Consider the following 19,718-nt stretch of genomic DNA (forward strand, 5'->3'; position numbering starts at 1 on the left):
ATGCTCCCATTTCTTACCCACGGGTCATCATCCACCGGAGTAAGGAATGGGAGCTTCTTTGTAAGTTGAATTTATGGAATGGCACATAATAAGTATAGCGGGCTCCAATGAATGCCAAATGACAAAACCCTAATCAAGCGCGTATAGGCTTTTGGTTATGGGTTTATATTGGTTATTTTTAGATGTTTGACATTCGTTTCTTACGATAATATACTTAGTACACCTAATTAATTGTGCATCTATTTAATTGTACTGCTATTTAATAGATGTCCTATGATGTTGGATGTCTATGGATTGATAAAGAAAGAAGGAGGGACCCATTATGACTGGCATAGATCCGGTCGCTCAGAAGCTTTTGTACTCCATTATGCAGTTTAATAAAGGCAAATGGAGGCAGCATAAACCTCATGGGCGCAATCACAATGAAATTATGGTGCTGGGTTGTTTACTCCACGGGATGCATCCGGGAGAACAATTGAACTGGCAGGACAATCCGCCTGATTTCAATGACACGATCGAATCCAATCATCCCGGGATGAAAGTCTCGGAAATCAGCGCATTGCTACGAGTGAAGTCACCGACCATTACACCTGTTATTCGTGGCCTTGAAGATGAGGGGCTGGTCAAACGGACGATGGACCCGGAAGATCGCCGTGCTGTCCGCATCACGATTACTGAAGCAGGTCGTGAAATTATTCGGGCTGCTCACCAAGAGCGCATGGAAATATTCAATAAGTTAGTTGAGCATTTGGGTGAACAAGACAGTACTCAGCTGGCTGAGTTGTTGACAAAGGTATACACCTTTTTTGATACATTAACTTCCTTGCAAAAGGATGATTCGACAAGAGGAGATGATACGCCATGATGAAACTGTTTCGCATGCTGAAGCCATACCGAATTCCGATTATTTTCATTCTGGTTTTGGTACTGTTTCAGTCGCTTGCTGAATTGTACCTGCCTACGTTAATGGCAGATATTGTGAATGACGGCATCATTAAAGGGGATATCCCGTATATCTGGCAGATTGGTGGATGGATGTTGGTCATTGCGATTGGCGGAACAGCGTGTTCGGTGATTGCAAGTTATCTCTCATCTCGAACAGCGGGTGGATTTGCCAAACAACTGCGGAGCAGAGTATTTCGCCATGTGGAGAACTTTTCTCTCCAGGAGTTCGATAAGATGGGTACTGCTTCACTGATTACGCGTACGACGAATGACATCACACAGGTACAGAATGTACTTACGATGATGCTGCGCATGATGATTATGGCTCCGCTCATGTGTATCGGGGGTATCTTCATGGCGGTATCTCAGGACGCCAAATTATCTACGATTTTCCTGGTCGTGCTTCCGGTACTGGGTGGAGCTATTGCGCTGATTGGTGCCAAGGGTTTACCTTTGTTCAAAACCATTCAGAAAAAGCTGGACCGACTCAATCTGGTGCTGCGTGAGCAGTTAACAGGGATTCGGGTTGTTCGTTCCTTTAACCGTGGGGAGCATGAGAAAGTGCGCTTTAACGGGGCCAATACAGAACTGAGAGATTCATCGATCAAAGTTAATGTGCTCATGGCGACCATCATGCCTGTGATGATGCTGGTTATGAACTTTTCGATGATTGCCATCCTTTATTTTGGTGGAATGCGGATCGACAGCGGCAATATGAACATCGGTGCGTTGATTGCCTTCATCCAATATGCAATGCAGATCATGTTCTCACTGATTATGGTTTCGATGATCTTTGTCATGATTCCTAGAGCTTCAGCATCGGCAGAACGGATCAACGAAGTGCTTGATATGCAGCCGGATCTTAGCAATCCCGAGCTGCCTCGTGGTATGAAATCCATGCAGGGTATGATTGAGTTTGATAATGTAACTTTCCGTTATCCGGGCGCAGAGAATCCAGCTTTGTCCGATATCTCCTTCACAGCTCGCTCAGGTGAGACGACAGCCATTATCGGCGGTACGGGTTCCGGGAAATCGACATTGCTGAGTCTTATTCCACGATTTTATGATGTGACCGAAGGCAGTGTCCGGGTAAATGGTACGGATGTGCGTGAAATTCGGCAGGAAGATCTGCGTGCCAAAATTGGCTTTGTACCACAAAAGGCAGTCCTCTTTACGGGTACGATTACGGAGAATATCCGTCACGGGAAAGACGATGCCACAATGGATGAAGTTGTTCATGCGGCCCGCACGGCTCAGGCGGAGAACTTCATTACCGAGATGAAAGAGGGATATGACAGCCTTATCGCTCAAGGTGGTAACAACGTATCTGGTGGACAAAAGCAACGTCTGTCCATCGCTCGCGCACTTGTTCGCCGGCCGGAAGTTTATATCTTTGATGACAGTTTCTCTGCTCTCGATTTCAAAACGGATGCTAAACTTCGTGCTGCACTGAAGTCCGAAACGACAGAAGCGGCTGTGCTGATTGTTGCGCAACGCGTAAGTACAGTAATGGATGCCGATCGCATTCTGGTTATGGATGAGGGCCGAATTGTCGGTTCAGGAACACATAAAGAGCTGCTGGAGCACAATGAAGTGTATCGGGAGATTGTATCCTCCCAGCTGACAGAGGAGGAGATCGCATGAGTGAACGTACAGAACGTAAGTCGCCTCGTCCCCATGGTGGGCCGGGTCCAGGTCCCGGAATGGGCATGCGACCTCCCGCTGAGAAAGCAAAAGATTTTAAAGGCACACTGCGTCGCTTGATTCGTTATCTCCAGCCCCATAGTTCTCGTCTGTTAGGTGTGCTGGTTGCAGCCATTTTGAGTACCGTATTCAGCATCATCAGTCCAAAAATCATGGCCGAAGGAACGGATATTCTCAGTAAAGGCGCCATTGCCATCCTTCAGGGTGTACAGGGAGCGGGGATTGATTTTCCTGCATTGATGAAAGTATTATACCTGCTGGGCGGACTCTATCTGTTCAGTGCTGCATTTATGTATGTTCAGCAATACCTGATGGCCGGTGTGGCCCAGCGTGTTGTATATGACATGCGTGAGCAGATCAGTGCGAAGGTTGGACGTCTTCCTTTGAAATATTTTGACTCCCGCACAACTGGGGAGACACTTAGCCGTGCAACGAATGACGTGGACAATATCAGTAACACACTTCAGCAAAGTTTGGCACAGTTCATTACTTCCATCGTCACAATTGTCGGCGTAATTATCATGATGTTGACGATTAGTCCATGGATGACGCTGATCACGATTTTGACGCTGCCACTCAGTGTGGTTGTTGTCATGCTGGTCGCATCCCGTTCGCAAAAACACTTTGCGGGTCAACAGAAATCCCTTGGGGAACTGAATGGTCATGTTGAAGAGATGTACACGGGACACAAGGTTGTCAAAGCCTTTGGACGTGAAGAACAATCCGTACAGCAATTTGAGAAGGTCAATGAAGAACTGTATGAATCTGGCTGGAAAGCCCAGTTTATCTCTGGTATTATTATGCCGCTCATGAGTTTCGTTGGTAACTTGGGTTATGTGCTGATCTGTGTGGTTGGTGGGATTTTTGTTACACGCGGATCTATCTCTATCGGGGATATTCTGGCCTTCACACAGTACTCCCGTCAATTCACACAACCGATTAACCAGATTGCAAATATCTCCAATATCATTCAATCAACGATTGCTTCGGCAGAACGGGTATTTGAGTTGCTGGATGAAGAGGAAGAAGTTCCGGAGTCCAAACAACCCGTGCAATTACAGCAGCCTAAAGGTGCGGTTGCATTCCAAGGTGTTAATTTTGGATATAAAGAAAATGAACTGCTCATTCATAACATGAATATTGATGTAAAACCGGGACAGACGGTAGCCATTGTTGGACCAACGGGAGCCGGTAAAACAACCCTGATCAACCTGTTAATGCGTTTCTACGAAATTCAGGATGGTCGGATTACGATTGACGGTGCCGACATTAAGGACATGGAGCGTGGCAAGCTGCGCAGTCTGTTCGGCATGGTGCTTCAGGATACCTGGTTGTTCAACGGAACGATTCGGGACAACATCGCCTATGGTCGAGAAGGTTCTACGGAAGAGGATGTAATCAAGGCAGCCGTTGCGGCACATGCGGATCACTTTATCCGTACACTGCCTGATGGTTATGATACGGTGCTGAATGAAGAGGCGTCGAACATCTCTCAAGGGCAGAAACAGTTGCTGACCATTGCACGAGCGATTCTGGCGAACCCGGCCATCCTCATTCTGGATGAAGCGACGAGTAGCGTGGATACACGGACTGAAGTATTTATCCAGAAAGCAATGAATGATCTTATGAAAGATCGCACAAGCTTTGTCATTGCACACCGTTTATCTACCATTCGCGGCGCCGATCTGATCCTGGTTATGGATCATGGTAACGTGATTGAACAGGGTAATCATGATGAATTGATGGCAAGTCAGGGCTTCTACGCGGATCTCTACAATAGTCAGTTTGCGGAGCAGCAACCGCAGGCGATCTGATTACAGATGTAACTAACAAGAATAGCCAGGAGTACCCCTAGGGATGCTCCCGGCTATTTGTCGTGTATCCAGAGGAGTCGATTCCAATGTGAAACTGATTGGATTCGTTTGGATACGATGGATCTATAAGATGTGATGGAACGTTGCATGGTAACTGGGTTAAGGTGCTCGTCAGCCTTTCAGTTGTTTGCGTGAGGTGGAGACAGACCAGGGGAGTCTTCAACTTTCGTCCATGCTAACGAATCGTAGACACCTTGTATGGAGGATTATCAAGCACTCCCAATTCTAACGAACTTGAGACATGTTATTTCTCGGTTAAGCAGCACAAAGCGGTAAAAGAAACCGCAGAATGAGGAAATAAAGTGTCTACGATTCGTTAGAATGCCGGAATTGTGGAATTGGGCCTATTAGAGTGTGCTGAGTTCGTTAAAATATTCTAGTAAACCTTAGTCATAATTGTCTTACATATGCCATACGTACAAAAGTAAAAACGGGACTAAGCGGTGTAACTACACTGCTTTGTCCCGTTTGTTTATATTTTGAATTCGTTGTACATCAATCTAGATACAAGCATACGAGCATAAGCTCACCGAGTGGGACATCCAGCTTGGTCATGAGATACTTTGTAAGCCTCTGTTTGAACAGGGCATGACCCGCATTTTACTGTTCCTTAGAATCGTTCGCAGGTTCATCAATGTCATTGCTAGAGACCGACTTTACTTCTGCCTTCACGTCGTCGCTGTTAGCTTCCTCCAGCGCAGACGGAGCGGGTTCACCCGGGATTAATTCGCGCTGCTCAATCATACGTTTGACGACTTCATAGCAGTCATCGACATGTTTGTTACCCACATAGCGCATGGCTGTGAAGCTGAGTGCGGCAGCCAATCCCTGTCCTGCAAAGGGAACAAATTTGGCGACGGATTTGGTGGCTACGCGTACGCCGACTCTTTTCAGAACCTGTACCACCAATTCCTTGGTGATCATACGACCGATGACTTTGCTTCCAATGGACATGACGAATCCATAGATCATGGACTTGGTCTCGGGGTCCATGCCGTCCAGCTGTTTTTGTGATAATCCGAATTTATTGTTAATGGCAGGCAACAACTGCATCAGCATCCCCACATCAGCCAGTACATCTGTACCGGGCAGCGGAACGAGTGTTGTACCGGCGGAAGCGGTAGCTCTTTTGCGAACCATGGTACGGCATTCCTTGCGAACTTGCTCCAATTGTTCCAACGTTGCCGGAATCATAGGGAATCCCTCCATTCGTATATGGTATAGATATAACCGTTTTGACTCGATTTGAATGGGTTCTCACCAGCAAAATTTACAGCCTTATGACATTAAAGTGCGGAGAAACCCTTTTTCTCATGCATACATCTGGTTAAACAAGGAAATGGTTTTATAAGATAAACGGGCCATCTAGTTATTACGAATGAATGAGGATTAGGATGCATACCTGATTGGGAAACCTATTTGGAATCATGATGAGTGCTTAACGAAGGGCTTGTTTACAGCTTCAACCTTTGTGGGTAAAGGGTAACAAGCATTGGAATGGAGGAAGAGGGATGGAGTTTAACAAAGCGTTGTTAATTCATCATCATCATTCGGGCAAGGCCAATCGTGAGAATACAGTGGGTCTTGTGGCTGGTGTGCTGGCTCCTGCTGTTCATGAACTCGTCATTGTACGCACAGATGAACCGGGTGAGGGAGAGAAGCTGTGTCGTGAGCGCGGGGAACAATTCGATGTGGTGTTTATCCTGGGTGGGGATGGCACGGTGCATGAATGCGTGAATGGACTGGCCGATCTGCACCATCCTCCGTTGATTGGTATATTGCCTGGAGGCACATGTAATGACTTTGCGCGTTCGCTCGGGATTTCACCGGATGCAGAGACTGCGGCACAAGAAATGCTGGCAGGTCGGGTGGCATCCATTGATGTTGGACGGGCTAATGATCGGGTGTTCACGAACTTTTTCGGTATTGGCTTGATCAGTGATGCTTCGCAGAATATCAACGAGAATCTGAAAGGCGCGCTGGGTAAGCTCAGTTATTTTATCAGCACCTTACAGACAATTAGTCATACAGAGCCGTTTCGATACCAACTGGAGGCGGATGGGAAAGAGATGGAAGGCGAAGCGGTGATGATCTACGCAGCCAATGGCCGTTTTCTGGGAACGAATGCCCTGCCCTTTGCACCGGATGCGTTGCAGGATGGCGAACTGGACGTGCTCATTATTCATGAGACAGGCATTCCGCTGCTGCGAGAGATTCTGTCACACAAGCCGGAGGGCGATTGGCAACCTCAGAGTGAGAGCATTTCATACTTCAAGGCATCTACGTTAAAAGTGAAGAACGATGCTCCGATGTCAGCTGACACGGACGGCGAATTGTATATGAAAACACCCGCCGAGCTTTCGGTGCTGACGGGTCATCTGAAGTTTCTAACCGGGGAGGGTTATTAGATCCCCCGGTTTTTTAGTTTGATTTTGACTGATCGAAAAATCAAACATTCCCTGCTTGATCTTTCATATGACGTTGTCTGAACTCATCCTCCAGCATGCTCATCTGAATCGCATCATGATATTGATGATTGTAGAACAAGACATCCCGCTTCACACCCTCGCGCTGGAATCCAAGCTTCTCATACGTGCGAATGGCTCGCTCGTTGAAGGCGTACACCTCAAGCTCGATTCGATGCAAGTTACAGATGCCGAAGCCGTAGTCCAGCATAAGTAGCAACGCCTCGCTACCGTAGCCTTTTCCTTGATGCTCGGCCTGATCGATGGCAACCCGAATATGTGCACTGCGATTCTTGGCATGCATGTCCATCAGGACGACATCTCCGATGATCTGGTCATTTTCCTGTAAAGCAATAAGTAGCATGAGTCTGGTGTCATCTTGTGCAGCGCTCTCAACATAACGTTCAACCTGAGCGCGTGTGAAACTGTTCTGTGTTCCCGTCAGCCTGCGCATCTCGGCGTCAAACAGGCCAGGGAAATAAGCATCCACATCTGTAATCTCGAAAGGGCGCAGGTATATGCGCGACGTTTCTAGCAGACGTGGGATACGTGGGGATGGTTTTGAATGTGACATGGTTATTTCCTCCTATAGGTTCCAGGCTAGTATTATTCATGTCATGTATCGTATTAATCAACGGGAAATAGATAATTAACAACACTTTACCATATTTTCTCATGCTTGTAGCTATAATGGTCGATATAAGTATTGTCGTGCTTGCTAAGTCGAAGAGAAACTTATTTTTGAGATTCGTATTACTCTGCTCGAATTACATATTTTGATTTGCTGTACTGTATACATAGCTGCGTTGTAGTAAACCAGACATTCATAGTCTTAAAGAGACGTATCAGTTTACCTTAGCAGGCCGATAGATTTTATATAATAGAAATGGGGATTTAACGAAATGCGAAAGTTAGAGAATTATTTGAAGTGGTTTACTGTTTTTTTAATTTTGGCTACACCGCTGTTTACTTCACCTGGACAGGTCTTAGCAGCGAAAAAAGAAATCTATATTACTCTTTCTGGTGAGAAACACAGATATGTGGGAGAAGTCAAAAATGGTGTTCCTAATGGTAAAGGAATATCCTACTTTCCAAATGGGAAGAAGAGCTTTGAAGGTAAGTTTGTAGCGGGAATGCCTCATGAAGGAAAAAGGTATAACGCAGATGGAAAGCTGTACTCGGATATTTCTAATGGACAGGGAAAGACTTATTACCCAAATGGAAAGTTTAATTATGTTGGTAAGGTGGATAAGGAAACATGGCTTCCTTCAGGTAAGGGTACCGAATATTATCCAGATGGAACGGTTAAATATAAGGGTGATTTTTTGAATGGTTCGTTTCATGGTCAAGGTAAATGGTATACAGTTAATGGTGAGATTTTCTATCAGGGCACATTTAAGAATGGGTTGCCACAGGGACAAGGAAAAGCATATCAATATGGAGAAATTGCCTATGTTGGTGCATTTGATAAAGGAGTACCCACGTATTCTGGCAAAATTAAATTGTACGAAGATGGTGTAATCATCTATGATGGGCAGGCTAAAAATGGAGCCATTACCGGCAAAGGTAAAGGGTACTTGAACGGTAAGTTAGTCTATGTGGGCATGTTTAAAAACGGAAGACCAACGGGTGAAGGTAAATTCTATACGGAGAATAGTAGTGATGGCCCTAATATATCTATTTATATCACTGTTGACTAAGTAACAGGTAAGTAATTACAGAATCAATTCAAAATTTTCAGGAGCAGAGTCCTATAATCATGATTAGATTTCAACAAATAAACCATCGGTAGGTGTGTTCATTGCATCGGTCCGATGGTTTTTTTGGCATAACTGCTTTTGAGATACAGCTATATATTTTAGTTCCGCTTAACCGCTCCATCCAGAAATAGCGCCACTAGTTCCTGCGCGAGTTCCTCAATGCTGCCGCCATTCATGTTGCGTACATCTTCGCGGTTCGCGAGCATGAGCAGTGACGTAAACGCATGGGCAAGCAGCATGGGGTTCCCGACCCGCAAATAACCATTGTCCATCTCCTTCTGAAAATGGGTGGCTAGTACTTCAAATATGCGAACCTCTGCTTCCCGAATCTGAGCGAGTTGCTCCGGGTCCAGATGTTTCTCGGCTTCTCGCATCATGGTCTCCGTTTCAATATGGGAGTGCTGCATCTTGGCTTCAGCAACCTTAACCAGACGTTCTTGCAATAGACCGGGTTCATCCAGACGAAGCGAAGTCTGCTGCATGCCCATCGCCATCATGCGGGTAATGGCAACGGTGAACAGATCGGCTTTGCTGGTGAAATGATAATAGATTGATGCTTTGGTCACATTACATAACGAAGCGATCTGCTGGAGAGAGACGGGTTCATACCCGTATTCCATAAATAGACGTGAAGCGGTCATCAATATGTTGGATTGCACAGATGCTTGATCCACACCTGCTTTGGGTCTACCCGGTGAACGGGGAATGTTTGTTTTTTTGCTCATAAGTACATACCTCTTTACGTATTTAATTGCTTGTTAGAAGTGTTCACAAAATTAGGCATTGCAAAATTAACCTTCCGGTATATATAATTAACTCGATTATACTATGACCCGTGGTTCATTACTACACCATCATATATATTAGGGCTTCATAGAAACAGAATAGGGAGATGAAGAGACAATGCAGGAAGGTTCGGGTTACGGCCGCTGGGTTGCCGGCAAACGAAGCAAATGGATTACGCTGTTGGTATGGATCATTATCGCCGTTGTGCTTGGCATGGTATGGCCTGCTGTAGGTGATCGTGAAACCAATAACGCACAGGATCTGAGTGAATCCAAACCATCGGTTCAGGCAGCTGCACTTGCCGAGAAGGAATTCCCTGGCGGTGAAGGATTGCCCGCGCTAATCGTATGGCGTCAAGCCGGCGGTCTGACGGATGAGCAGATTCAGAACATTCAGGCATTAACGGAGCGACTGGATCAAGATCCGGTAGAACAACAACAGTCCGTTGTGCCACTCTATCAATTACCACCACAGGCATTGAAAGGCCAGCTTTCGGAAGACGGAAGTACTTTGGTTATGCCACTTTTCTTCAATGAAGGTGCCGATTCAGAACAATTGAAGGAAGCTATTGAAGCACTTGAGCAAAAAACACAAGACATCTTCGGGGCAAATCCGTTCGATGTAGCCATAGATGATACAAATACACTGATTGCCCGTGTGACAGGGCCAGTAGGGATATCCATTGATGCGAGCGGGCTATTCTCCTCCGCCGATGTATCCTTGCTGATCGCTACGGTTGTACTGGTATTAGTACTGTTGCTGTTGATCTACCGCTCGCCTGTACTGGCAATTATTCCGATCATTGCCGTTGGTTTCGCGTATATGGTGACAAGCCCGATTCTGGGATTCATGGCGGATAAGGGCTGGATTACGGTAGACGCACAGTCGATCTCAATCATGACCGTGTTGTTATTTGGAGCAGGAACGGATTACTGTCTGTTTATGATCTCCAGATACCGCCAAATTCTCTATCATGAGCCGGACAAAAAGAAAGCCATTTTCCAGGCAATTACCGGATCTTCCGGCGCTATTGCCATGAGTGGATTCACGGTCGTTGCAGCACTACTCGTGTTGTTGCTGGCTGAATATGGTGCATATCATCGCTTTGCCGTACCATTCAGTCTGTCCATCTTTATCATGTTTATTGCAAGTCTGACACTGGTTCCGGCGCTTCTGGCGATCTTCGGTCGGGGTTCATTCTATCCGTTCGTACCACGTACACATGAGATGGAAGTGGAGCGTGCGAAGAAAAAAGGCAAACCGGTTCCTGCCCCGCGCAAAGTGAAGGAAAGCTGGATTGGCCGTGTTGTAGTAACAAAGCCATGGACCGTTCTTGCAATTACGTTGGTATTGCTGGGAGGACTGGCGGCATTCTCTACTCAGGTTAAATTCACGTATGATCTATTGTCTTCCTTCCCGGAGGATGTGCCTTCCCGCGAAGGTTTCACCGTCATCGGCGAACAATTCTCCCAAGGTGAGCTGGCTCCAGTGAAAGTGATCGTTGATGCCGAAGGCAAAGAAACTGATCTGAGGCAGCGTCTCGAATCGCTGGATTACATTAGCAAAGTAGGCGATGCTCAGCAGGGTGCCGAGAATGCCAACATTACCGCCTTTGACGTGGAATTCAATCTGAATCCATATTCCATGGAAGCAATGCAGCATATCCCGGATCTGCGGGCTACTGCCGAACAGGCGCTTCAAGATGCTGGTGTAGCTAATGTGGACAGTCAGGTCTGGATCGATGGTCAGACGGCTGAACAGTATGACATTGAAGTAACCGGAGAACGGGATGCCAAGATCATTATTCCAGTGGTCATCGGCATGATTACCTTGTTATTACTATTATATCTGCGTTCAGTTGTAGCTACGGCGTATCTGATTGCAACGGTTGTTCTGTCGTATTTCTCTGCACTGGGTCTGGGTTGGATCATCATTCACTACGGACTTGGCGCAGATGCCATTCAGGGAGCGATTCCGCTGTATTCCTTCGTATTCCTCGTGGCACTGGGTGAAGACTACAACATCTTCATGATCTCTAGCATCTGGCAGAAACGCAAAACGATGCCACTTCGTCAAGCAATTAGAGAAGGTGTTGGCGAGACAAGTTCGGTTATTACATCTGCAGGTCTGATCTTGGCAGGAACATTTGCGGTACTTGCTACATTACCAATTCAGGTTTTGGTGCAGTTTGGTATTATCACAGCCGTTGGTGTGATGTTGGATACTTTCCTGGTTCGTCCGTTCATGGTACCAGCTATCACCGTATTGCTGGGCAAATGGGCCTTCTGGCCAGGCAAGTATGTGCCGATTGCAGAGAAGGATGAGGAGAAACAAAACCAGTCCATGTAATGCATGGATTGGGTGAGATGGATGGCAGGGCTTCAAGCCTGCTGTCCATTTTTTTATTTTCTGAACGATATTGGCCTCTACCAGTTGTCCTCCTGAGATGGAATGGTGGAACTGTAAAATATCCGCAGGATGAGGCGTGATCCTTGTTTTCTTTGCATGGGGAAGGTTTACGTAGCCAAGGGTTATGGGACATAATAGAGAGAGCGTCGGCCTTGGGCAGACGGATGATCAACATCAATGGGACAACCAGGGGAAGGATGAAAGCAAGCATGACGAACCAACTTAATGTGTATTTTAACCATGACGGCGGCGTGGATGACCTCGTATCGCTGTTCATGCTTCTGCAAATGGACAATGTACATGTAACCGGCGTATCGGTTATTCCGGCAGACGGATATCTGGAGCCAGCAACAGATGCCAGCCGTAAAATTATCGATCGTTTCGGTACATATTCCGTAGAGGTATCCAAATCCAACTCCAGAGGGAAAAATCCATTTCCTGCGGCGTGGAGACTGCATTCCTTCTATGTAGATGCACTTCCTGTACTGAATGAATCCGGCAAAATGGAAGCACCACTCTCTGCCGTTCCGGCACACCAGCATCTAATCGAGAAAGTGCGCAATACCGAAGGCAAAACGTTGCTCCTGTTCACAGGCCCACTGACTGACCTTGCGCGTGCACTGGACGAAGCACCAGACATTGAAGAGAAAATCGACAAGCTGGTATGGATGGGTGGTACATTCGAGCGTGGTAACGTAGAAGAGCCTGAGCATGATGGCACAGCAGAGTGGAACGTATTCTGGGACCCGGAAGCGGCTTACCGTGTGTGGCAGAGTGGCATCCAGATCGATCTGGTTGCACTGGAAAGCACCAACAAAGTACCTCTGACTCCAGCCGTTCGTAACCGCTGGGCAGCAGAGCGTCGCTTCGAAGGCGTTGATTTCCTGGGTAACTGTTACGCAGGTTGTCCGCCACTGGTGTACAGTGAGACAAATTCCACATACTATCTGTGGGATGTGCTGACAACGGCTTCCGTTGGACGCGAGGACATCGTGAAGAAGAAAACCGTAAACTGTATTGTCATCCCGGATGGTCCTAGCCAGGGCCGCACGGTGGAGCAAGCAGACGGACGTCCAGTACAACTGGTGTATGATACCGATCCGGAAGCGTTCTTTACGTACATGACGGATTTGGGTAAAAAAGCTGCTCCGCAGCGCTACTAATTCAGGCAGCCTGAGGGCTTGCCAACATTCAAGGTACAACAAAAATAAAGCCGCAGGCAGTGGTCTGGGTATGGGGTTGAACCCCATGATCCCCTCCCTGCCGTGCGGCTATTTGTTTTGGGCTGATCTATATAAATTTTACTAATCATTTTACACGAGAACGTAGAGGACAGAAAAAAGCTGGAGAAGCGGAGCGTTCGCCTTTATCCTCAGATTTTCACCATTGTAAAATTGAATCAAAAAATCTGGGGATAACAGCGATCGGAAGGTTGTTCTGTCATCGAAGTGGCATGTGTGAATATTCTTTAGTTCAATCTATATAGCCGATCTATATAGTAATCTAGCTACCCGCATATTTTAAATCGACTAATCAATCCGTTCAGCTCACTGGACAATACCCGCAGAGATTCGGCAGATGCACTCATCTCATCCATGGATTGCAGTTGGCTTCCGGTAGCGTGCGATACCTTCTGGATACTTGAAGAGGATTCGCGTGAGATATGTTCCATATCCTCCACAGAAGCGGACACTTCTTCTGCACTGGCAGACAGCTGCTCAGATGCTGCGGATACTTCGTGCAGACGTTCATTCATCGTCTCAATCCCGGTATGAATGGATGTGAATGAACGGCCTGCCTCCTGAACAACAGCGAGACCGGATTGGACTGCTGATGTGCTGGCAGACATATGTTCTGACAACAGGGCAGTCTGGCGTGTCATCTCGGCGATCAGTTCGGTTACATGCTGGGAAGATTGCTCTGATTCCCCCGCAAGCTTGCGAACCTCTGAGGCAACCACGGCAAACCCGCTGCCATACTCTCCTGCACGAGCCGCTTCAATACTTGCATTAAGTGCGAGCAGATTGGTCTGTGAAGCGATGCCTTTCATCAGATGTGCTACCGACTCAATTTTACCTGAGTACTGCTCCAGCTGAGAGGTGGAGGCCACCATCTGCACATTTGCTTGATGAATTTTGTCCATGCTGTCAATCGCCGTGTTGATGTTGGCTTGACCTTGCACCGCGTTATTGGTCGTTTCCTGTGATACATCCGCGACCATAGAAGAAGAATTCGCAATGTGCTGCATGCTGCGTGTGATCTCTTCCATGGCTACCGTAACTTCGCCAGCACGAGCCACCTGTTCAGCAGCTCCACTGGCCGTATGATTGGTATGCTCGGCAATGCGCTGGCTGGCTTCAGCAGTCGCCTGTGAATGTTTCGATACTCCTTCTGCAGCTTGTAGCAGAGAGTCGGAGCTTTGACGGATGCCCGTCATGACATCACGGGTACCTGTAACCAGATGTTTGAACTCGGAAGCGAGCTGTCCAACCTCGTCCTTGCGACTAAGTTCAACGTTGACGGTCAGATCGCCTTTTCCTACCTGGGTGATTAACTTCTTCAACTTCACCAATGGTCGGGTCAAGTAATGGGCGAATCCATACACCAGCAAGACACTCAGCAGAACAATAGCCAAGGCTGTCCAGATCATGGTCATACGGTTGCGGGACATCAGTTCATAGACCGCAGTGGAATCAAGATCCGCACCGACCAATCCAAGTACTTTCCCGTCAGCCCCATGGATCGGCACATATGCTGTAATGGTAGCGCCATATTCATCCTGTGTGAGTTCGCCCCGAATAGGCTCATTCTGTTCAAAAGCTTGCAGCATTCCTTCATAATGGGTCTCTTCTGCGGAACCGTAAGAGGAGAAATCATCCTCTGCCACATCCGCAGCAGCCCCATCTACAACGTAGAAATATGTATCTGTTCCATTTTCTTCGCGTGTACCAAGGGTGTACAGATACTTGAGTCCATTGGCCTCGCGCAGCTGACTAAGCTGCTCACGCAATATGCCGTAATACGCTGTCTCGTCCTGTCCGGTACTGAGTGGTGCATACAGAGAGGTGTCAATTAATGCAGCTGCCCGTTCACCCACAGCCTGTGCCTGCATCCCCATGGATTGCTCGACCAGTTGGGCTGATGAACGGTACATGGTAATGCCAAGAACCGCACCCGCGGCCAGCATCAGACAGGAAAAAAATAAAAAGATCCTCATAAACAAACTGTTCATTGGTAAAAGTGTTCCCCCTTGATCTGTTAAATCAATCGTCTTTTTGTCCCTTTACTTGGTACTTGTCGTTCTTCTTTGGTTCGTATGTATTGTATATCAAATATACAGTTTTCTACTTGAAATATCGGCATCCGGTCCATAAAGAATTAGCCCCCGAGTCAATTTGATCCGGGAGCTAGTTTCGTTTCAATCCTATATTGACCATGCCCATCATTGGGACACACCTCATTGTTACTACTTAGAGGGGCTTCATATGACTGAGTGATTAAGTCATTACATCGTTCCGCCGCCCTGGCGAACAGAGGCAGGAATCTTTTCAGGTCCCTGATTAATATATTTATTGATAAAAGTACCTACCTTGGCATCGTCGAATTGGTCGAGCTTCATTGTTTTGGTCCATGCGGTCACCACGACTTCACTGCCTTCGGGAATATCCTTGTTGGGTACAGCCAGTATACCGGCTCCGGCTTTGCGGAATTTAGCGAGGTATTTCAGATGTTCCTTCAAATCCTCACTTGCGTTCTCACGATAATAGATGATGATATCCCCGTGCTCCAGATTGTGTACCAGGTAATTGTAGCCCGGGAAGTCGGTGTAAAATCCAAACTTGATATCATGCGGATTATGCGGCCCCGATGTTGGAATTGTCATCTCATACTGGATAGGGCCCTCCGTATGGTCAGCCCCATAATATTTATCGTCTGTAACATCGATGGTCGCGTTGGATGCCAGATCGGCTACATTATATGTTTTACCTGCTCCTTGCATGAAGAACAGGCCAAACATAATTATCGACACAGCTATCATTACATGTGCAGCCAGCCGAAGGGATCGACTTTTTTTCTGGATGTCCGCCCGTTCTTTCTTTTTCATGTGGCCCAGGATTTTGCCCTGTGTGCGTGATGCCCAGATATAGGCGGCGATGGAGAACAGCAATACGATTACACCTACGATGAGCCACAGGTAGGATGTACCTGCCTCGTGCTCCATTTGCATATGATTCATATGAGTCATGTCCATAGAGAGTTCCTCTGCTTTCTTTGTAAAATGAGTGATTAATACACTACATAGTGTAGTGTTAGTGGCAATGGTGAATCCACTCATTACGTAACGTGAGTTGCTTGTTCCGTGTTTGTTACGTAAATAAGAACATACCTGTTGCACTACACATTATAGTGTATGAAACATGCTCGGCGCAATGCTGCCTTAGAAAACCAAAAAAGACGTTCCCCGAGTGAGCAGGGAGCGCCTTAATATAAATCAAAAGAGTCAGGAAAATTTATATCTATTGGAATAATCATTTACACGAAAACGTAGAGGACAGAAAGAACCTGAAGAAGCGGAGCGTTCGCCTTTATCGCCAGATTTTCACTTTGCAAAAAGTGAATTAAAAAAATCTGGAGATAACAGCGATCGGAAGGTTGTTCTGTCATCGAAGTAACAAGTGTAAATAATCTTTAGTTCAACTTATATAATTCACAGACGACCAAACGGTGAAAGCATCATGCCAATCAGTCCAATGATAATCTCACCCAACAATCGATACACGATAAAGAACACGACCACATTGGCGATCAGCACGCTGTACATGCTGTCGATGGCTGCTTTGGTACGATTCAGTGGATACTGGAACAGCACCGAGTTCAGAGCAACAAAGATAATGATAAACGAGACAGCAAGCAATGAGATCGCGATGGAATACGAGATGATAATAAACAGATTCGCCAGAACAAGGGATACGACAGCAGGAACAAGCAATGTACCAAACTGGGCAACCAGTGTTTTGGGACGGAAGGGTTATTTTTTCAATCTTCAGAATAGCGTACATCAGTGCAATAGAGGCAATCAGGATAATGACGGTGAACAACAGTGGTCTTAAAAATCCACCAATGAACAAGCCGTCCATGCCTATGCGACTAAAGGTAATTAAGAAGTATGTAGAAGATAGAACTGCAATCAGCGCCATCGTTAGCCATCCGTTTAGTGAATGCTGGTCACCAACGGTTTTCATCGTCTGATAAGGACGGGCCAATACACTGAGGAAATAGGATAGATACTGTTTGCTTACTTCTTTGGCTTGCTGAACTTTCTCATTCTGCACAATATTATTCCACTGATTGGAGCTATTGTCTCCTGCAGAAGCATGGTCATTGGTACCTGTTGATTCTCTCGCCTGTTCCTTGTGGATGGAGACGGATGGTGTGTTGGATGGAACGGATGCCTCGGAAGAGGTAGCCTGCGTGCTGGACCAACGGGTATATTCGGGTTCAGAAGCAGCAGATTCCGGGTTCGGTACAGGAGTTGGTGATGAGGTTGTTTGCGTTAGATTAGAGCCGCACCTCTCGCAAAAATGGGCATCTCCATTTTCATGATTACATACTGGACATTTCATGGTATAAGCCTCCAATTTCTAGAAAATAAAAACATGTCAACATTGTGTCTCATTTTAACGGTTAATGACGAAGTTTGTCTATGTTTCGCAGGAATTAGTACCCATTTAGGGAAAGTAGAAACAAAGCCTCGAATCCTGTGTATGAAAACGGAGCGTAGAAGCAACAATAGTATAGGAATGACATGCAGGTATATTAATGTAAATTCACTGTGGTATAAGCCGAATTGTTTTCGGCGGTTAATGTCTTATCGTTCGCTTTTATGTGTTATTATCATGTTAACTATATCTTTTGGGTTGCCTATAATCGTATATTTATGTATAATCAATCGTGTTAACACGTCGAATGTACGGTAGTAAGAGATGTGGGTGAGTTCATGGAACTACTGGACAGCAATGAGAGCAAGAAGAAGATGTGCCAGTATTATAACGAAATTTCGAAGGAACTGTTCGGATTTGGCACCACTCTCCTGAGAGTGACCATTGACCAGAATATTGTGACCTTCTACGCGAAGCACCGACGTTCACCGCGCTCTGACGCCCTGGAAGGGGAGGCCCCCGGCTTAAAGCTGGAAGTGGACTTCCGCATGTCTGTCTTATATAAGAAGAAATTCCGGGAGAAGCTCGAGCAACACATGGGTTTGCCAATTGAAGCTATATTGCGGGATTATGATGCGTCCACTCAGTGGGCAATCACAAATGTGATTCTGGAACAAGCCTAAGGATGGATCGGCAGGATTGATTCTTGTTGATGTATACGGAGGTTATGGCCCGGATTCATGATCAGGTTCCGTACAATTTCATATGATGGCGTCTGTCTTTGGATTGATTCTGAAGCAGAAACCGATGATGTACCGGCAGCGGGTGTCGCTTTCCTTTGTTTACGAAGAAAAGTGTTCTTGTTTATACAAGAGCACTTTTCTTTTTGTTTTTTCATACACATCACACATATCAGGGGGAATAAGGATCATGATGAAAAAGTGGATTAGCGGTTTGGCAGCAGTGGCAATGACATCAGTATTACTTGCAGGTTGTGGCAGCAGCACGGATGATGCAACAGGCGGATCAGGCAGTGGGGGGACCGCAGCGAACAAACTGGTGATCTCCACTTGGGGCTTCTCCGAAGATTTCTTTAATGAAGAAGTATTTGGTCCCTTTGAAAAAGAACATAATGTAGACATCGTGCTCGAAGTCGGCAATAACGCTGAACGTCTGAATAAAATTCGTCAAGGTACATCAAATGTCGATGTCATCTACCTGTCTGATTATTATGCACAACAAGGTATTGATGAAGGTCTGTTCGAGAAAATCGATCGTTCCAAAATTCCAAATGTAAATGAAATTTATGATATTGCCAAAGCACCACTTGGTGAAGATTATGGCCCGGCCTACACGGTTGGACAGCTCGGTATCGCTTATAACCCGGATCTCGTATCCAAAGAAGTGACTTCATGGAGTGACCTGTGGGACCCGGCGTTCGAAGGTAACCTGACTATCCCGAATATTACAGCAACAGCAGGCCCAATGATTGTGGATGCAGCTTCTCGTGTAGCTGGAAACGATACGTTTAATGAAGATGCGGCATTTGCTGAACTGAAAAAACTAAGCGGGAATGTGGTGAAATTCTACAGCCAAACATCCGAATTCGTGAACATGTTCTCCCAAGAAGAGATTGCAGGCGGACCAATCATGGAAATGTATTTCAAAGATCTGAAAGCAGCCGTGCCTAATGCAAAGTTTGTTACACCTAGCGAAGGTGCATATGCCGTGATGAACACGATCAATGTCGTGAAAGGCAGCAAAAACAAAGAGCTGGCTGAAGAGTTCATCAACTGGCAGCTTAGCCAGGATGTACAAGCGAAATCTGCCAAAGCTAAAGTCGATTCCCCGGTTAACACAAAGGTTGAACTGACTGCTGAAGAAGCAGAAGGCGTAACATATGGCGCTGAAGTTGTTGAGAAGCTGAACAAGCTGGATATGGAATTCGTGAATCAACAGGTTAAAGGCTGGACAGATCGCTGGAATCGTGAGATTGCACAATAAACAAGTAACCGACTAAATAGTTATCTTTGATCTATATAGTTTAACTAAACTTTTTACACGAGAACGGAGAGGGCAGAAATAACGTGAAGAAGCGAAGCGTTCGCCTTTATC

Annotated in this window: 15 protein-coding genes; 9 read left to right on the top strand and 6 right to left on the bottom strand. The window is 46.3% G+C overall.

What is annotated here, in order from left to right:
• The first annotated feature begins 322 nt into the window (after positions 1-322).
• Genes QF041_RS22520 through QF041_RS22530 form a run of 3 tightly spaced genes read left to right on the top strand, consistent with a single transcriptional unit; the run spans position 323 to position 4,463 of the window.
• A complete protein-coding gene (locus QF041_RS22520) occupies positions 323-865 on the top strand; it encodes a MarR family winged helix-turn-helix transcriptional regulator (protein ID WP_074092645.1) in 543 nt (180 codons plus the stop codon).
• Positions 862-2,589: an ABC transporter ATP-binding protein gene (locus tag QF041_RS22525; protein WP_307415745.1), complete on the top strand. Its 1,728-nt coding sequence runs from the start codon at positions 862-864 to the stop codon at positions 2,587-2,589. Before QF041_RS22520 ends, QF041_RS22525 begins: the two co-directional genes overlap by 4 nt.
• The gene (locus tag QF041_RS22530) at positions 2,586-4,463 is read left to right on the top strand and encodes an ABC transporter ATP-binding protein (protein ID WP_307415746.1); all 1,878 of its coding nucleotides are present in this window, start codon (positions 2,586-2,588) and stop codon (positions 4,461-4,463) included. The genes QF041_RS22525 and QF041_RS22530 overlap by 4 nt, the downstream gene beginning before the upstream one ends.
• 660 nt (positions 4,464-5,123) lie before the next feature.
• Here QF041_RS22530 and QF041_RS22535 read toward each other — a convergent pair.
• Positions 5,124-5,717 carry a hypothetical protein gene (locus QF041_RS22535; protein ID WP_307415747.1) on the bottom strand — a complete coding sequence of 198 codons (594 nt, stop codon included), beginning with the start codon at positions 5,715-5,717 and terminating at the stop codon, positions 5,124-5,126.
• Positions 5,718-6,034: 317 nt separating this feature from the next.
• Here QF041_RS22535 and QF041_RS22540 point away from each other — a divergent pair, with 317 nt between their 5' ends.
• On the top strand, positions 6,035-6,931 hold the full coding sequence (locus QF041_RS22540) for a diacylglycerol/lipid kinase family protein (RefSeq protein ID WP_307415748.1): 897 nt from the start codon (positions 6,035-6,037) through the stop codon (positions 6,929-6,931).
• A gap of 40 nt (positions 6,932-6,971) precedes the next feature.
• Here the strand turns inward: QF041_RS22540 and QF041_RS22545 are convergent, their stop codons facing one another.
• Positions 6,972-7,562 carry a GNAT family N-acetyltransferase gene (locus tag QF041_RS22545; RefSeq protein WP_307415749.1) on the bottom strand — a complete coding sequence of 197 codons (591 nt, stop codon included), beginning with the start codon at positions 7,560-7,562 and terminating at the stop codon, positions 6,972-6,974.
• 328 nt (positions 7,563-7,890) lie between these two features.
• On the opposite strand from QF041_RS22545, the gene QF041_RS22550 reads away from it, so the two are divergent.
• Positions 7,891-8,688 carry an MORN repeat-containing protein gene (locus QF041_RS22550; RefSeq protein WP_307415750.1) on the top strand — a complete coding sequence of 266 codons (798 nt, stop codon included), beginning with the start codon at positions 7,891-7,893 and terminating at the stop codon, positions 8,686-8,688.
• 158 nt (positions 8,689-8,846) lie between these two features.
• On the opposite strand, the gene QF041_RS22555 is transcribed toward QF041_RS22550, so the two are convergent.
• Complete coding sequence (locus QF041_RS22555) at positions 8,847-9,473, bottom strand: TetR/AcrR family transcriptional regulator (RefSeq protein ID WP_307415751.1); 627 nt, start codon at positions 9,471-9,473, stop codon at positions 8,847-8,849.
• A gap of 178 nt (positions 9,474-9,651) precedes the next feature.
• Between QF041_RS22555 and QF041_RS22560 the strand changes: the two genes are divergently transcribed.
• Entirely contained in the window at positions 9,652-11,883 is a 2,232-nt protein-coding gene (locus tag QF041_RS22560) for an MMPL family transporter (RefSeq protein ID WP_307415752.1), read from the top strand.
• Between the two features lie 269 nt (positions 11,884-12,152).
• Positions 12,153-13,106, top strand: coding sequence for a nucleoside hydrolase (locus QF041_RS22565; protein ID WP_017691781.1), 954 nt, complete (start codon positions 12,153-12,155; stop codon positions 13,104-13,106).
• Between the two features lie 344 nt (positions 13,107-13,450).
• Here QF041_RS22565 and QF041_RS22570 read toward each other — a convergent pair whose 3' ends face one another.
• From QF041_RS22570 to QF041_RS22580, 3 genes are all read right to left on the bottom strand, one after another.
• The gene (locus tag QF041_RS22570; RefSeq protein WP_307415753.1) at positions 13,451-15,175 is read right to left on the bottom strand and encodes a methyl-accepting chemotaxis protein; all 1,725 of its coding nucleotides are present in this window, start codon (positions 15,173-15,175) and stop codon (positions 13,451-13,453) included.
• A gap of 273 nt (positions 15,176-15,448) precedes the next feature.
• Positions 15,449-16,195 (bottom strand): DUF3105 domain-containing protein, encoded by a 747-nt coding sequence (locus QF041_RS22575; protein WP_307415754.1) that lies wholly within the window; start codon positions 16,193-16,195, stop codon positions 15,449-15,451.
• Between the two features lie 508 nt (positions 16,196-16,703).
• Positions 16,704-17,567: a hypothetical protein gene (locus QF041_RS22580; protein WP_307415756.1), complete on the bottom strand. Its 864-nt coding sequence runs from the start codon at positions 17,565-17,567 to the stop codon at positions 16,704-16,706.
• 374 nt (positions 17,568-17,941) lie between these two features.
• Between QF041_RS22580 and QF041_RS22585 the strand changes: the two genes are divergently transcribed.
• Together QF041_RS22585 and QF041_RS22590 are read left to right on the top strand one after the other, a co-directional pair.
• Positions 17,942-18,286: a Na-translocating system protein MpsC family protein gene (locus QF041_RS22585; protein WP_017691786.1), complete on the top strand. Its 345-nt coding sequence runs from the start codon at positions 17,942-17,944 to the stop codon at positions 18,284-18,286.
• Positions 18,287-18,536: 250 nt separating this feature from the next.
• Positions 18,537-19,607, top strand: coding sequence for an ABC transporter substrate-binding protein (locus QF041_RS22590; RefSeq protein WP_307417035.1), 1,071 nt, complete (start codon positions 18,537-18,539; stop codon positions 19,605-19,607).
• The last annotated feature ends 111 nt before the right edge of the window (positions 19,608-19,718 follow it).

Origin of the sequence: Paenibacillus sp. W2I17, from assembly GCF_030815985.1 — a bacterium.
GTDB lineage: Bacteria > Bacillota > Bacilli > Paenibacillales > Paenibacillaceae > Paenibacillus.